Genomic DNA, 15,123 nt, shown 5'->3' with positions numbered 1-15,123 from the left:
TGGGTCGCACAGCAGCAGACCCTCTGACTCCGCTCTGACTCCGCTCTGACTCCGCTCTGACTCCGCGGCGCCCGCGGGACGGTCAGCGCCCGAGCCGGCTCAGCGGCATACGTCCCCCTGTCTGCTCGGGCACCTCACGCAGCGGTCCAGCCGACCCACGCCCGGACGCTGCGGCCGCCCCCGATGCGACGCCCGCGACCTTGCTCCCCGCCGGGGAGGGAGAATGTGCTGGTGACCGAGTGGAACAGCACCCAGCCGACCGATCTCGACCCCGCCATCGCCGCGATGCTCAAGCGCGACGACCGGGGCCTGCTCGCCGCGGTCATCCAGCAACATGACACGGGCGAGGTCCTCATGGTCGGCTGGATGGACGACGAGGCACTGCGGCGCACGCTGACCGAGGGCAGGGTGACGTTCTGGTCGCGGAGCCGCCAGGCCTACTGGCGCAAGGGGGACACGAGCGGTCACGTCCAGTGGGTCAAGGGGGTTCGCCTCGACTGCGACGGCGACACCGTGCTCGTGCAGGTCGACCAGGTGGGGGCGGCCTGCCACACGGGGGACCGGACGTGCTTCGACGCACGGGTGCTGCCCGCCGCCGTCGGCGAGTCCCCCGGGCAGTGAGGCACCGGGCGGTGAGGGCGGCGCCCGTCCGTGCGGAACAATGGCGGTCGTGACCATGGCGGACGTGCCCGAGAAGACGACAGCGACCCCGACGGCGGCGCCGGAGGCCGACCTGACGTGGGGCGCCACGTGGCCCAGTCTCCCGGTCTTCACCGAGCTCGCGCTCGAGCACCGGCGGGTCATCCCGGTCGTGCGACGCGTGCTCGCCGACGCCGAGACCCCGGTCGGGGTGTACCGCAAGCTCGCCAAGGATGCGCCGGGCACGTTCCTGCTCGAGTCGGCCGAGCACGGCGGTGTGTGGTCGCGATACTCCATCGTCGGGGCGCGGAGTGCCGCGACGCTCACCGAGCTCGACGGCGAGGCCCACTGGATCGGGGACGTCCCGGTGGGCCTGCCCATGTCGGGCGACCCGACCGTCGCGGTCCGGGACACCGTCGCTGCCCTGGCGACGCCGCGCACGCCCGGCCTGCCGCCGCTCACGGGTGGTCTCGTCGGGGCGATCACCTACGACGCGGTGCGCCGCTGGGAGCGGGTGCCGGACGACGGCCGGGACGACCTGCGGTTGCCGGAGCTGGCGATGATGCTGGCCACCGACCTCGCGGTCTTCGACCACAGCGACGGCTCGCTCCTGCTCGTCGCCAACGCCGTCAACCACGACGCGACGGACGAACGGATCGAGGAGGCGTGGGCCGACGCCGTCGCACGGCTCGACCGGATGACGGCCGAGCTCGCGGCACCGGCGCCCAGCACCGTCGCGACGATCGAGCCGCGCACCGTTCAGCCGCGGAGCACCCACACGCAGGCGGAGTTCGAGGCGATGGTGGAGCGGGCAAAGGAGGCGATCCGGGCAGGAGAGGCCTTCCAGATCGTCGTCTCCCAGCGCTTCACCGTCCCGTGCCCTGCCGACGCGCTCGACGTCTACCGCGCCCTCCGGGTGAGCAACCCCAGCCCCTACATGTACCTCCTCCGACTGCCCCACCCCGACGGCTCCTCCTACGACGTCGTGGGCTCGAGTCCGGAGGCCCTCATCAAGGTGGCGGGACGCCAGGCCATCACCCACCCCATTGCCGGCTCCCGGCCGCGGGGCAAGAGCCCGGACCACGACGCCCGTCTTGCCGAGGAGCTGTTGGGCGACGCGAAGGAGCGCGCTGAGCACCTCATGCTCGTCGACCTCGCACGCAACGACCTCCAGCGGATCTGTGAGGCGGGCACCGTCGACACCGTGGACTTCATGTCGGTGCGGCGCTACAGCCACATCATGCACATCGAGTCGACGGTCGTCGGCGAGCTGCGACCCGAGAGCACGGCCTACGACGCGCTCGTCGCCACCTTCCCCGCGGGGACCCTCTCCGGGGCGCCCAAGCCGCGGGCCATGGCGCTGATCGACCGTTACGAGGGGGTGCGTCGCGGCCTCTACGGCGGTGTCGTGGGCTACCTCGACTTCGCCGGCGACCTCGACATGGCGATCGCGATCCGGACCGCGCTCATCGCCGACGGACAGGCGCACGTCCAAGCGGGGGCGGGCATCGTCGCCGACTCGGTGCCACACGTCGAGTACGAGGAGACGGTGACCAAGGCCGCATCCGCCCTGCGCGCCGTGGCGGCGGCTGCAGGCATGAGGCCGGTGGTCCCGTGAGACTCGACAAGCGGCGTTCGGCCCTCGCCGTCGTGGCGCCGGCGATCGCGTTCGTCGCGCTGTCCACCCAGGCGTGGGCGAGCGGCGCGACCGGCGACGTGCTCAGCCGGGGGGCCGTGGAGGTCACGGGCGGCCGGGCGACGCCCGGTGCCGTCGGGCTGGCGGTGATCAGTATCGTCTCGCTCATCGCCCTCATGACGGGCGGCCGCGTGATCCGTGCGGCCTCAGCCGTCGTCATGGTCCTGTCCGCAGCAGGTGCGCTCGTGCTCACCACCCTCGTCGCCCTCGGGCCGCGCGAGGCCGTCGCCGGCGCCTTGTCCGAGGAGCTCGCCCGCACGACCGCACCCGCCGCAACCGGCACGACGACGACCTGGGGCTGGCTCGCGGTGCTGGCGGCGGTGCTGCTCCTCGCCGGTGCGGCGGCCGCGGCGGGATCGAGCTCGTCGTGGACCGGGCTGGCGGCGCGCTACGAGCGCGCCAAGCCGGCCAGCGGCCCGCGGGGAGAGGTCCGCACTGCCTGGGACGAGCTGACCGACGGCGACGACCCGACCCTTCGCGACGGGCGGGACCCGACCTGACAGAATGACGAGCCGGACCTGACAGAATGGCCTGAGAGCGGCCCGGAGCAGCCGCCGGACGACGCAGCGGCGACGACGAGAGCGCCGACCGGATGGGAGAGAACGCCATGGAAGAGCACCACGAGGACCACGGACACAGCGTTGCGGCGTGGGCTGCAGTGGGCATCATGCTCGTCGGCGCCGCCGTGGGCAGCATCGCCGTCGTCGTGCCGAGCCTGGTGCTCGGGATCATCGCAGCGGTGATCATCGTCGTCGGCGCCATCGTGGGCAAGGTCCTCGCCATGGCCGGCTACGGCAGCAAGCCACACGACCGCGAGAGCGAGTCCTTGCTCGCCGACGCCCCTGACGAGCGGGGCACCTCGACCGTCGGCAAGAGCTGAGAGCAGTGCCCTCGGTCCTCGACGAGATCATCAGCGGCGTGCGCGAGGATCTCGCGGCACGTCGCGCCACCACGCCGGTGTCGGAGCTCGAGGCGCGAGCCGCAGCTGCGACCCCGGCCATCGACCCGGTGCCGTCGTTCCGCACCGCTGGGGGGGTCGCCGTCATCGCCGAGGTGAAGCGACGCAGCCCGAGCAAGGGTCGACTCGCCGAGATCCCGGAGCCCGGTGCCCTGGCCGCGGCCTACGAAGCTGGCGGTGCCAGTGCGGTGAGCGTCCTCACCGAGGAGCGCAGGTTCGGCGGCAGCCTGGCAGACCTCGACGCCGTCCGGGCGGCGGTCCGCGTGCCGGTGCTGCGCAAGGACTTCCTCGTCGACCCGTACCAGGTCACCGAGGCCAGGGCACACGGGGCCGACCTCGTGCTCCTCATGGCGTCAGCGCTCGACGACATTCTCCTGCGAGACCTCTACGAGCAGGCCACCGATCTCGGCATGACACCGCTCGTCGAGGTGCACGACGCCGCCGAGCTCGACCGCGCGATGACTCTCCACCCGTCCGTCGTCGGCGTCAACGCCCGCAACCTCAGGACCCTCGAGGTCGACCGGCAGGTCGTCGCCGACCTGCTGCCGAGTATCCCGGGTGACATCATCGCCGTCGCCGAGTCGGGCGTGACGGGCCCGGCCGACGTCGTCGACTACGTCCGCGCCGGTGCGCGTGCGGTGCTCGTGGGCGAGGCCCTCGTCACCGGAGGCGCCCCCGCCGAGGCCGTGCGGGAGTTCATCGCCGCCGCCCGCAGCGCGGTCGTCCCGGTCCCGGCAGCGGGCACCCCTGCCGAGCAGTCGCACGAGCAGGAGTGACGATGTCCCAGTCCGCGCCCGTGGGGCGCTTCGGCGCGTTCGGGGGACGCTACGTCCCCGAGGCCCTCATCCCCGCCCTCGAGCAGCTCGAGGAGGTGTGGCGCAAGGCGGCCGTCGACCCCGCCTTCGTCGGGGAGCTCGAGCGGCTGCACCGGACCTACACGGGCAGGCCGAGCATCCTCACCGAGGTGCCGCGATTCGCCGAGCACTGCGGGGGGGCCCGCGTCCTGCTCAAGCGGGAGGACCTCAACCACACCGGATCCCACAAGATCAACAACGTCCTCGGACAGGCCCTGCTGACCAAGCGGATGGGCAAGACCAGGGTCATCGCCGAGACCGGCGCGGGGCAGCACGGCGTGGCGACGGCGACGGCCGCCGCCCTCCTCGGCCTCGAGTGCGTCGTCTACATGGGCCGCAAGGACACCGAGCGGCAGGCCCTCAACGTCGCCCGGATGCGTCTGCTCGGCGCCGAGGTCGTCCCCGTCGAGCACGGCAGCCAGACCCTCAAGGACGCCGTCAACGAGGCATTCCGCGACTGGGTGGCCAACGTGGCGACGACGCACTACGTCCTCGGCACCGTGACCGGGCCGCACCCGTTCCCGGAGATGGTGCGGGAGTTCCACCGCGTCATCGGGATCGAGGCCCGGCAGCAGGTGCTCGACCTCGTCGGTCGCCTCCCCGACGTCGTGTGCGCCTGTGTCGGAGGGGGATCCAACGCGATCGGCATCTTCCACAGGTTCCTCGACGATGCCTCGGTCCGGCTCGTCGGGCTCGAGGCCGGAGGTTCGGGCATCGAGTCCGGTCACCACGCGGCCCGCTTCTCCACCGGCCTTCCCGGGGTGCTGCACGGCGCCTACACCTTCGTCCTCCAGGACGAGGACGGCCAGACCATCGAGTCGCACAGCGTCTCGGCGGGCCTGGACTATCCCAGTGTCGGTCCCGAGCACGCCTACCTGCGCGAGTCGGGACGCGCCGAGTACCGACCCATCACCGACGTCGAGGCGATGGAGGCCTTCCGGCTGCTCGCCCGCACGGAGGGGATCCTGCCCGCGATCGAGAGCAGCCACGCGCTGGCCGGCGCCATGCAGCTCGGCCGCGAGCTGGGTCCCGACGCCGTCATCCTCGTCAACCTCTCCGGACGCGGTGACAAGGACGTCCACACGGCGGCCCAGTGGTTCGGCCTCATCGACGAGGGCGGACTGTTGCCGATGCCCCCCGGCGGCTTCGACGCACCGGGTGCCAAGGGGATGGGGGAGCAGCTGTGAGCGTGACGGCGATCCTCGAGACCTGTCGTGCCGAGGGGAGGGCCGCCCTCATCGGCTACCTCCCGGTCGGCTTCCCGTCCGTGGCCGGCTCAATCGAGGCGATGGAGACGGTCGTGCGAGCGGGCGTCGACATCGTCGAGATCGGCGTGCCCTACAGCGACCCCGTCATGGACGGTCCCGTCATCCAGGATGCGGCCGTCCGGGCCCTCCAGGGCGGCGTTCGGCTCAAGGACACCTTCGAGGCCGTCCGGGCCGTCACCGCAGCGGGCGCGGGGGTCCTCGTCATGACGTACTGGAACCCCGTGCTGCGCTACGGCGTCGACCGGTTCGCCGCCGACCTCGCCGGCGCTGGCGGCTCGGGACTGATCACCCCCGACCTCATTCCCGACGAGGCTCGCGACTGGATCCGCGCGGCCGAACGAAACGACCTCGACCGGGTCTTCCTCGTCGCGCCGAGCTCGACGCCGGAGCGCCTCGCGGCGGTCACCGCCCAGTGCCGGGGCTTCGTCTATGCCACCGCTGTCATGGGGGTGACCGGCGCCCGGGCCAGCGTCGGGCAGGCGGCAAGCGACCTCGTGACCCGGACCAGGGCGGTCACCGACCTCCCCGTGTGTGTCGGCCTCGGGGTGTCCACCGGGGCACAGGCGGGCGAGGTCGCGCGGTTCGCCGACGGGGTCATCGTCGGGTCCGCGCTGGTGCGGTGCCTCACGGAGGCAGCGGACCCCGCGTCCGGCCTCCGGGCGCTGGAGGCACTGACGCGTGAGCTCGCGGACGGCGTGAGGAGCGGAAGGGCATGAACATGATGACCACCGTGCTGGCGGGGCCCGCCACGATCGCGACGGAGATCCCGTCCCCGACCCAGGCTGTGTGGTACCTCGGGCCGCTGCCGATTCGCGCCTACGCGATGTGCATCCTGGCGGGGATCGTCGTTGCCGTGTGGTTGACCCAGCGGCGACTGGCGGCGCGAGGAGCACCTGCCGGGGTCGCGATCGACATCTCCGCATGGGCCGTGCCCTTCGGGATCGTCGGCGGGCGGGTCTACCACGTCATCACCGACGCCGACAAGTATTTCGGCGAGGGCCGCAACCCGCTGGACGCCCTGAAGATCCACGAGGGCGGTCTCGGCATCTGGGGAGCCATCGCCCTCGGAGCCGTCGGCGCGTGGATCGGCTGCCGGAAGACCGGCGTGGACTTCCGCGACTTCATCGACGCGGCAGCGCCCGGCGTCGCCGTGGCCCAGGCGATGGGGCGCTTCGGCAACTGGTTCAACAACGAGCTCTACGGCCGGCCGACCGACGTCCCGTGGCGGCTCCGGATCCACGAGTGGGACCAGGCCAACGGGCGTGCGGTCGTCGACTCCTCGGGCGATCCGGTGGTGCTCGGCTACTTCCACCCGACGTTCCTCTACGAGGCGTTGTGGGTGCTCGCCCTCGCCGCGTTCCTCATCTGGATCGGTCGGCGCTTCCGCCTGGCCCGGGGCCAGGTCTTCGCCGCGTACGTCATGGGGTACCCGCTCGGGCGGATCATCGTGGAGAACATGCGCACCGACCCGGCCACGCACATCCTCGGCCAGCGGGTCAACACCTGGACCTCGATCCTCGTCTTCCTCGTCGGCCTCTGGCTGTGGCGCTGGTTCGCGAAGCGGCCCGGCGCGAAGGAGGACCCCGGTGCCGACGCCGACCAGGCCGACCAGGCCGACGACGCCGACGACGCAGCTCGTGCAGACGTCGCAGAGGCCGACGCGGACGCGGACGCGGACGTTGACGACGCAGGCGCCGACGACGTGCCGAGCCGCCCGGACGCGTGACTCGCGGCCGATATCGCCGTCTCACGATTCGAAATGCGCCGTATCAACACGTAGGACGCCCCGTTGGGGCAGTATCTTTCTCCCCAACGCCTGTGGCCAGAGCCGTCCACACGCCCTTTGTCAGGTCAGGGAAAAGGACTACTGGTGAGGACGGTGACAATGACGCCGCACACCCGCACGCGGGCGCTGTTCAGCGCGCAGCCGGAGGACTCGGGGCTCTACCGCCAGGAGTTCGAGCACGACGCGTGCGGTGTCGCGTTGATTGCCACGATGCGGGGCTCGGCGGGGCACGACATCGTCGACCACGCCCTCACCGCCCTGCGCAACCTCGACCACCGCGGCGCGACCGGAGCCGACCCGCTCGTCGGTGACGGCGCTGGCATCCTCACGCAGGTGCCGGACGCCTTCTTCCGCGCCAGTGTGCCCTTCGCTCTCCCCAATGCGGGGGCGTATGCCGCTGGGCTCGCCTTCCTGCCCACGGATCCCGTCGCGCGTGCGGCCGTCAAGGCGAGGATCGAGGAGCTGGCCGCCGAGGAGCACCTCAAGGTGCTCGGCTGGCGCGAGGTGCCCGTCGAGGCGGGTCTGGTCGGAACGGTCGCTCGCGCGTGCATGCCGCACTTCGAGCAGCTGTTCGTCAGCTCTGCGATGGGTCGCCAGGTCGCCCTGGGGCTGGACCGGCTCGCGTTCTGCTTCCGCAAGCGCGCCGAGCACGAGGTCGACGTCTACTTCGCGTCCCTCTCGGCGCGCACCATCGTCTACAAGGGCATGCTCACGACCGGCCAGCTCGAGCCGTTCTTCCCCGACCTGTCCGATCCCCGCTACGAGACCGAGCTCGCGCTCGTCCACTCGCGCTTCTCCACCAACACCTTCCCGTCCTGGCCGCTCGCGCACCCCTACCGCCTCATTGCGCACAACGGCGAGATCAACACGGTCAAGGGCAACCGGAACTGGATGCGGGCGCGCGAGAGCCTGCTCACGTCCGACATCATCCCGGGCGACCTGGAGCGGATCTTCCCCATCTGCGAGCCTGGCGCGTCCGACTCGGCGAGCTTCGACGAGGTCCTCGAGCTGCTCCACCTCGGCGGACGGTCCCTCCCGCACGCCGTGCTCATGATGATTCCGGAGGCGTGGGAGAACCACGAGCTCATGGACCCGGCCAGACGAGCCTTCTACGAGTTCCACTCGACGTTCATGGAGCCGTGGGACGGGCCGGCCAACGTCGTGTTCACCGACGGCACCCTGGTCGGGGCCGTGCTCGACCGCAACGGGCTGCGGCCCGGCCGTTACACCGTCACCGATGATGGGCTCGTCGTCCTCGCGTCCGAGTCCGGGGTCCTCGAGCTCGACCCCGCCACGATCGTCCAGCGGGGCCGGCTCCAGCCCGGCAAGATGTTCCTCGTCGACACGGAGCACGGCCGGATCGTCAGCGACGACGAGATCAAGAGCCAGCTCGCGGCCGGGAAGCCCTACGGCGAGTGGCTGCACGCGGGGCTGATCCGGCTGGAGGACCTGCCGGAGCGCGAGCACATCGTGCACACCGCCGCCTCCGTGGCCCGGCGCCAGCAGACGTTCGGGTACACGACCGAGGACCTGCGCATCCTCCTCGCCCCGATGGCCAGGACGGGCGCCGAGGCGCTCGGGTCGATGGGGACCGACACGCCGATCGCGGTCCTCTCGTCGCGACCCCGGCTCCTCTTCGACTACTTCACTCAGCTCTTCGCGCAGGTGACCAACCCCCCGCTCGACGCGATCCGCGAGGAGCTCGTCACCTCACTGCGCACCACGATGGGCCCCGAGGGCAACGCGCTGTCGGCATCTCCCGCGCATGCGCGCCAGATCGTGCTCACCTTCCCGGTGATCGACAACGACGAGCTCGCCAAGATCGTCCACATCAACGCAGACGGTGACCTGCCCGGCTACGCGACCCACGTGATCCGGGGGCTGTACGACGTCACCGGGGGAGCATCGGCGATGCGCGACCGCCTCGAGGAGATCTTCGCCGAGGTGTCGCAGGCGATCTCGCGCGGCGCTCGCTTCGTCGTGCTGTCCGACCGCGACTCGGGTCGCGACCTCGCCCCGATTCCGTCGCTCCTGCTCACGGCCGCGGTCCACCACCACCTCATCCGGGAGAAGACGCGGACCCAGGTCGGGCTCGTCGTCGAGGCCGGCGACGTCCGCGAGGTCCACCACGTCGCCCTCCTCATCGGCTATGGCGCTGCCGCCGTGAACCCGTACCTCGCGATGGAGACCGTCGAGGACCTCGCCCGGTCCGGCCAGATCGAGGGCGTCACGCCCGAGGTGGCCGTGAAGAACCTCATCAAGGCCCTGGGCAAGGGTGTGCTCAAGGTCATGTCGAAGATGGGCATCTCCACGGTCGCCTCCTACCGTGGCGCGCAGGTCTTCGAGGCGATCGGGCTCGCGCCGGACCTCGTCGACCGGTACTTCACCGGCACGGTGTCGCAGCTCGGCGGCGTCGGGCTCGACGTCATCGCGCGCGAGACGGCCGAGCGGCACGCGAAGGCCTACCCGCCCGACGGCGTCTACCCGGCCCACCGGGTGCTCGAGGTCGGCGGGGAGTACCAGTGGCGGCGCGAGGGCGAACCCCACCTGTTCGACCCCGAGACCGTCTTCCGCCTCCAGCACTCGACGCGCCAGCGGCGCTACGACGTCTTCAAGCAGTACACCTCGCGGATCGACGACCAGACCACTCGGTTGATGACCCTGCGTGGCCTGATGAGCTTCAAGGCGGCGGGGGTCACCGGTCGCCTGCCCGTGCCCATCGACGAGGTCGAGCCGGTCAGTGAGATCGTCAAGCGGTTCAACACCGGAGCGATGAGCTACGGGTCGATCTCGCAAGAGGCCCACGAGACCCTCGCCGTGGCGATGAACCGGCTCGGCGGCCGATCCAACACGGGTGAGGGCGGAGAGGACATCGACCGGCTCCTGGACCCCGAGCGTCGTTCCGCGGTCAAACAGGTCGCCTCCGGCCGGTTCGGAGTGACGAGCCTCTACCTGACGCACTCCGATGACATCCAGATCAAGATGGCTCAGGGGGCCAAGCCGGGTGAGGGTGGTCAGCTCCCCGGTCACAAGGTCTATCCGTGGGTGGCCCGGACACGTCACTCGACGCCGGGTGTGGGGCTCATCTCGCCGCCCCCACACCACGACATCTACTCGATCGAGGACCTCGCGCAGCTCATCCACGACCTCAAGAACGCCAACCCGGGCGCCCGGATCCACGTCAAGCTGGTCGCCGAAGTGGGCGTGGGGACCGTCGCTGCCGGTGTGTCGAAGGCGCACGCCGATGTCGTCCTCATCTCGGGGCACGACGGTGGCACCGGCGCGTCGCCGTTGACATCGCTCAAGCATGCGGGGGCGCCATGGGAGCTGGGGCTGGCCGAGGCTCAGCAGACGCTCGTGCTCAACGGCCTGCGCGACCGGATCGTCGTCCAGGTCGACGGCCAGCTCAAGACCGGCCGCGACGTCGTCATCGCGGCGCTGCTCGGCGCCGAGGAGTTCGGCTTCGCCACCGCGCCACTCGTCGTCTCCGGCTGCATCATGATGCGGGTCTGTCACCTCGACACGTGTCCCGTGGGGATCGCCACGCAGAACCCGGAGCTGCGCTCGCGCTTCACCGGCAAGCCGGAGTTCGTGGAGACCTTCTTCGAGTACATCGCGGAGGAGGTCCGCGAGCACCTCGCCGCCCTCGGCTTCCGCTCGATCGAGGAGGCCGTGGGCCAGGTCGGCAGCCTGGACCTCGACAAGGCCATCGCCCACTGGAAGGCGTCCGGCCTCGACCTCACCCCGATCCTCACGGTCGCCGACAACCCGACCGGGGGAACTCTCTACCAGTCGACCGTCCAGGACCACGCGCTCGACAAGGCCCTCGACAACGAGCTCATCACCCGGGCCCTCCCGGCGATCGAGAGCGGGGAGCAGGTCCGCACCGAGATCGCGGTCCGCAACGTCAACCGCACCGTCGGCACGATGCTCGGTCACCACGTCACCCGGGTCCACCCGCACGGGCTGCCCGACAACACGATCGAGCTGACGATGACCGGCTCCGGCGGCCAGTCGTTCGGCGCCTTCCTCCCGGCGGGAGTGACGATGCGCCTCTTCGGCGACGCGAACGACTACGTCGGCAAGGGCCTGTCCGGTGGCCGGATCGTCGTCCGCCCGCACCGGGAGGCCCGCCTCGTCGCAGAGGACAACGTCGTCGCCGGCAATGTCATCGGCTACGGCGCGACGACCGGTGAGATGTATCTGCGCGGGATCGTCGGCGAGCGGTTCTGTGTCCGCAACTCCGGCGCCGCAGCGGTCGTCGAGGGTGTCGGCGACCACGGCTGCGAGTACATGACCGGAGGCACGGTCCTCATCCTCGGCCCGACCGGACGCAACCTCGCAGCCGGCATGTCCGGTGGCGTCGCCTACGTGCTGGACCTGCGGCCCGAGCTCGTCAACGCCGAGCTCGTCGACCTCTCACCCCTGCGGCCCGACGACGAGACGACGGTGAGGAGGCTGCTGGCCGACCACGTCGCGTGGACCGAGTCGCCGGTAGCCCAGTCGCTGCTCGACGACTGGCAGCGCGCGCGGGCACGGTTCACCCTCGTCCTCCCACGTGACTACCAGCGTGTGCTCGACGTCCGGGCGACGGCGGAGGCCGACGGCCTCGACGTCGACGGAGCGGACGTGTGGAACCGGATCATGGAGGCCTCCCATGGCTGACCCGCAGGGCTTTCTCACCGTCCGGCAGCGCGAGCTCCCGGCCCGCCGACCCGTCCCGGTGCGCATCCGGGACTGGAAGGAGGTCTACGAGGAGCAGGAGCTCGGCCAGCTCCAGCGCCAGGCAGGTCGCTGCATGGACTGCGGCATCCCGTTCTGCCACCAGGGCTGCCCGCTCGGCAACCTCATCCCGGAGTGGAACACCCACGCCTGGCGCGGCGACTGGGCCAGTGCCATCGAGCGGCTCCACGCGACCAACAACTTCCCGGAGTTCACCGGACGGCTCTGCCCGGCCCCGTGCGAGACGGCCTGCGTCCTCGGTATCAACCAGCCGGCCGTGACGATCAAGCAGGTCGAGGTCACCACGATCGAGGAGGCCTTCGACCGAGGGTTGGTCCGGCCGCTGCCGCCCGAGCGGCTGTCCGGCAAGACCGTGGCCGTCGTCGGCTCCGGCCCCGCTGGGCTGGCCGCGGCACAGCAGCTCACCCGCGCCGGCCACACGGTCGCCGTCTTCGAGCGCGCGGACAAGCCCGGCGGCCTGCTGCGCTACGGCATCCCCGAGTTCAAGATGGAGAAGTCGGTCCTCGACCGGCGCCTGCGTCAGATGGAGGCCGAGGGCACCCGCTTCCGCAGCGGTGTCGACGTCGGGATCGCCCTGACCGGGCCCCAGCTGCGGGACCGTTACGACGCCGTGGTGCTCGCCATCGGGTCCACGGTGCCCCGAGACCTCCAGGCGCCCGGCCGTGAGCTCCGCGGTATCCACCAGGCGATGGACTACCTGCCGCAGGGAAACCGGGCGGCTCTCGGCGAGACGATCGAGGACCAGATCCTGGCCACCGGCAAGGACGTCGTCGTCATCGGCGGCGGTGACACCGGGGCGGACTGCATCGGCACCGCGCACCGGCAGGGCGCCCGGTCGGTGACGAGTCTGGAGATCATGCCGCAGCCCGGGGACGAGCGCCCCGAGAACCAACCCTGGCCCACCTATCCGATGATCTTCCGCGTCGCCAGCGCCCACGAGGAGGGCGGGGAGCGCATCTACGCGGTGAGCACGACGGAGTTCGTCGGAGACGGCGAGGGCAACGTCGCGGGCCTCCGGCTCGTCGAGGTGGAGTTCGTCGACGGCCGGCCCCAGCCCCAGCCGGGCACCGAGCGCGAGATCCCCGCGCAGCTCGTCCTCTTCGCCATGGGCTTCCTCGGCCCGCATGGACCGGGCGTCGTCGAGCAGCTCGGCGTCGAGCTGGACGAGCGCTCGAACATCCGGCGCGACAAGAACTACATGTCCTCGGTCCCCGGTGTCTTCGTGGCGGGTGACGCCGGCCGTGGGCAGAGCCTCATCGTCTGGGCCATCGCCGAGGGCCGGGCGGCTGCCGCCGGGGTCGATGCCTGGCTCACCGGCTCATCATCGCTCCCACGACCCATCGCACCCACCGACCGACCCCTGGCAGTCTGACCCGCTGCTGACCTGCCCGGGCCGCCCCGGGACCGCGCCGTCAGGCGGCCCGGGCGGCGCGCTCGCACGTCATCCGGGTGGCACGCCGCGCGGGGACCCACCCGGCCACCCCGCACGTGACCCACATCACACGACCCATAAGGTTGAGCCATGCGTCGCGCCAAGATCGTCTGCACGATCGGTCCCAAGACCTCCTCACCGCAACAGCTCCGAGCCCTCGTCGACGCCGGCATGGACGTGGCCCGCCTCAACCTGTCCCACGGCGAGCAGTCCCTCCACGCCCAGGTCTACCGCGATGTGCGAGCCGCCAGTGACTCCTCGGGCAGGGCCGTCGGCATCCTCGTCGACCTGCAGGGGCCCAAGATCCGCACCGGCCGGTTCGCCGAGGGGCCGGTGACCCTCTCGCCCGGACAGCGGTTCACCATCACGACCCGCGACGTCGACGGCGACGACACCGAGGTCGGCACCACATATGCCGGCCTGCCCAAGGACGTCCGGCCCGGAGACGTCCTGCTCATCGACGACGGCCGGGTGACCCTCCGCGCCGTCGACGTCACCGACACCGACATCGTCACCGAGACGGTGATCGGCGGTGTCGTCTCCGACAACAAGGGGATCAACCTGCCGGGTGTCGCGGTGAGCGTCCCGGCCCTCTCGGAGAAGGACCGCGACGACCTTCGCTTCGCGATGCGTCTCGGGGTGGACCTCATCGCCCTGTCCTTCGTCCGCTCGGCGAGCGACGTCACCGACGTCCACGAGATCATGGACGAGTTCGGCTATCGGGTTCCGGTCATCGCCAAGATCGAGAAGCCCCAGGCCGTGGCGAAGCTCGAGGAGATCGTCGAGGCGTTCGACGGGATCATGGTCGCGCGCGGGGACCTCGGCGTCGAGATGCCCCTCGAGGAGGTCCCCATCGTCCAGAAGCGCGCCTGCGAGCTCGCCCGACAGGCGGCCAAGCCGGTCATCGTGGCCACCCAGGTGCTCGAGTCGATGATCGAGAACCCCCGGCCCACGCGGGCCGAGGCGTCGGATGCAGCCAACGCCGTGCTCGACGGCGCGGACGCACTCATGCTGTCCGGCGAGACGTCGATCGGCGAGTGGCCGATGGAGGCGGTCACCACCATGGCCCGGATCATCGAGTCGACGGAGGAGCGCGGCCACGACAAGATCTCACCCCTGCAGACCGTGCTCACGACAGCGGCCGGCGCGGTGACCAAGGCAGCGGTGGAGATCGGCGATGTCGTCGACGCGAAGTTCCTCATCACCTTCACCGAGACCGGCGGCTCCGCGCGGCGGATGGCGCGGCTGCGGCCCAGGCGGCCGATGCTCGCCTTCACCTCCGAGCAGCGGACTCGATCCCAGCTCGCCCTCGTCTGGGGGATCGAGACCTACCTCGTTCCCCGGATGTCGCACACCGACCAGTTCGCGATGCAGGTGGACCTCAACCTCATCCCCGAGGGCAGAGTCGTCGAGGGGGAGCACGTGGTCATCGTCGCCGGGTCGCCACCCGGCATCCCCGGATCGACCAACGCCCTGCGCGTGCACCGCGTCGGGGATGCGGTGAACCGGGCGGCCCCCGCCTACCACCCCGACGAGGTCACGCGCTGAGGCACCGGAACCGGTGACTCGGCCGCACGTGGGGCGGTGGACTCGACGGGGCCGGCCGCGACGGTTCCTCGGGAAGCCCGCTCAGCGGCATACGGCATCCGCGTGTCCCGGCCGGGGCTACCGGAGGCTTTCGTGCCCAACCGAGCCCGCGGGTATGCTTGCCCGGCACCTCGGCCGGGGTGGTGGAATGGCAGACACG

The 15,123-nt window shown here is 71.1% G+C and carries 11 protein-coding genes; all 11 read left to right on the top strand.

Annotation, left to right across the window (positions count from 1 at the left end; all coding sequences use genetic code 11):
• Nucleotides 1-225: 225 nt before the first annotated feature.
• The 11 genes from hisI (at nucleotide 226) to pyk (ending at nucleotide 14,924) form a co-directional block, all read left to right on the top strand.
• On the top strand, nucleotides 226-621 hold the full coding sequence (gene hisI / locus LOY02_RS09605) for a phosphoribosyl-AMP cyclohydrolase (RefSeq protein ID WP_317182130.1): 396 nt from the start codon (nucleotides 226-228) through the stop codon (nucleotides 619-621).
• Between the two features lie 55 nt (nucleotides 622-676).
• Nucleotides 677-2,257: an anthranilate synthase component I gene (locus LOY02_RS09600; RefSeq protein WP_317182138.1), complete on the top strand. Its 1,581-nt coding sequence runs from the start codon at nucleotides 677-679 to the stop codon at nucleotides 2,255-2,257.
• Entirely contained in the window at nucleotides 2,254-2,835 is a 582-nt protein-coding gene (locus tag LOY02_RS09595; RefSeq protein ID WP_317182129.1) for a Trp biosynthesis-associated membrane protein, read from the top strand. The genes LOY02_RS09600 and LOY02_RS09595 overlap by 4 nt, the downstream gene beginning before the upstream one ends.
• A gap of 107 nt (nucleotides 2,836-2,942) precedes the next feature.
• Nucleotides 2,943-3,215, top strand: a complete 273-nt coding sequence (locus LOY02_RS09590; protein ID WP_317182128.1) for an HGxxPAAW family protein — start codon at nucleotides 2,943-2,945, stop codon at nucleotides 3,213-3,215.
• A 5-nt stretch (nucleotides 3,216-3,220) separates the two neighbouring features.
• Nucleotides 3,221-4,069 (top strand): indole-3-glycerol phosphate synthase TrpC, encoded by an 849-nt coding sequence (trpC, locus tag LOY02_RS09585; RefSeq protein WP_317182127.1) that lies wholly within the window; start codon nucleotides 3,221-3,223, stop codon nucleotides 4,067-4,069.
• Between the two features lie 2 nt (nucleotides 4,070-4,071).
• Complete coding sequence (gene trpB, locus LOY02_RS09580; RefSeq protein WP_317182126.1) at nucleotides 4,072-5,334, top strand: tryptophan synthase subunit beta; 1,263 nt, start codon at nucleotides 4,072-4,074, stop codon at nucleotides 5,332-5,334.
• A complete protein-coding gene (trpA, locus tag LOY02_RS09575) occupies nucleotides 5,331-6,131 on the top strand; it encodes a tryptophan synthase subunit alpha (protein ID WP_317182125.1) in 801 nt (266 codons plus the stop codon). Before trpB ends, trpA begins: the two co-directional genes overlap by 4 nt.
• Before the next feature lie 5 nt (nucleotides 6,132-6,136).
• Nucleotides 6,137-7,141 (top strand): prolipoprotein diacylglyceryl transferase, encoded by a 1,005-nt coding sequence (gene lgt / locus LOY02_RS09570; RefSeq protein ID WP_410505936.1) that lies wholly within the window; start codon nucleotides 6,137-6,139, stop codon nucleotides 7,139-7,141.
• A 159-nt stretch (nucleotides 7,142-7,300) separates the two neighbouring features.
• Complete coding sequence (gltB, locus tag LOY02_RS09565) at nucleotides 7,301-11,866, top strand: glutamate synthase large subunit (protein WP_317182137.1); 4,566 nt, start codon at nucleotides 7,301-7,303, stop codon at nucleotides 11,864-11,866.
• On the top strand, nucleotides 11,859-13,316 hold the full coding sequence (locus tag LOY02_RS09560; RefSeq protein WP_317182123.1) for a glutamate synthase subunit beta: 1,458 nt from the start codon (nucleotides 11,859-11,861) through the stop codon (nucleotides 13,314-13,316). Before gltB ends, LOY02_RS09560 begins: the two co-directional genes overlap by 8 nt.
• 150 nt (nucleotides 13,317-13,466) lie before the next feature.
• Complete coding sequence (pyk, locus tag LOY02_RS09555) at nucleotides 13,467-14,924, top strand: pyruvate kinase (RefSeq protein WP_317182122.1); 1,458 nt, start codon at nucleotides 13,467-13,469, stop codon at nucleotides 14,922-14,924.
• Nucleotides 14,925-15,123: the final 199 nt, after the last annotated feature.

The organism is Intrasporangium sp., from assembly GCF_032907665.1.
Lineage (GTDB): Bacteria > Actinomycetota > Actinomycetes > Actinomycetales > Dermatophilaceae > Intrasporangium.
This window is presented reverse-complemented; position numbering and strand designations above follow the sequence as displayed.

Coding starts and splice junctions, on each gene's coding strand:
- LOY02_RS09600 (WP_317182138.1), top strand. CDS start 677: ATGGCGGACGTGCCCGAGAAGACGACAGCGACCCCGACGGCGGCGCCG.
- LOY02_RS09590 (WP_317182128.1), top strand. CDS start 2,943: ATGGAAGAGCACCACGAGGACCACGGACACAGCGTTGCGGCGTGGGCT.
- trpB (WP_317182126.1), top strand. CDS start 4,072: ATGTCCCAGTCCGCGCCCGTGGGGCGCTTCGGCGCGTTCGGGGGACGC.
- lgt (WP_410505936.1), top strand. CDS start 6,137: ATGACCACCGTGCTGGCGGGGCCCGCCACGATCGCGACGGAGATCCCG.
- gltB (WP_317182137.1), top strand. CDS start 7,301: ATGACGCCGCACACCCGCACGCGGGCGCTGTTCAGCGCGCAGCCGGAG.
- LOY02_RS09560 (WP_317182123.1), top strand. CDS start 11,859: ATGGCTGACCCGCAGGGCTTTCTCACCGTCCGGCAGCGCGAGCTCCCG.
- pyk (WP_317182122.1), top strand. CDS start 13,467: ATGCGTCGCGCCAAGATCGTCTGCACGATCGGTCCCAAGACCTCCTCA.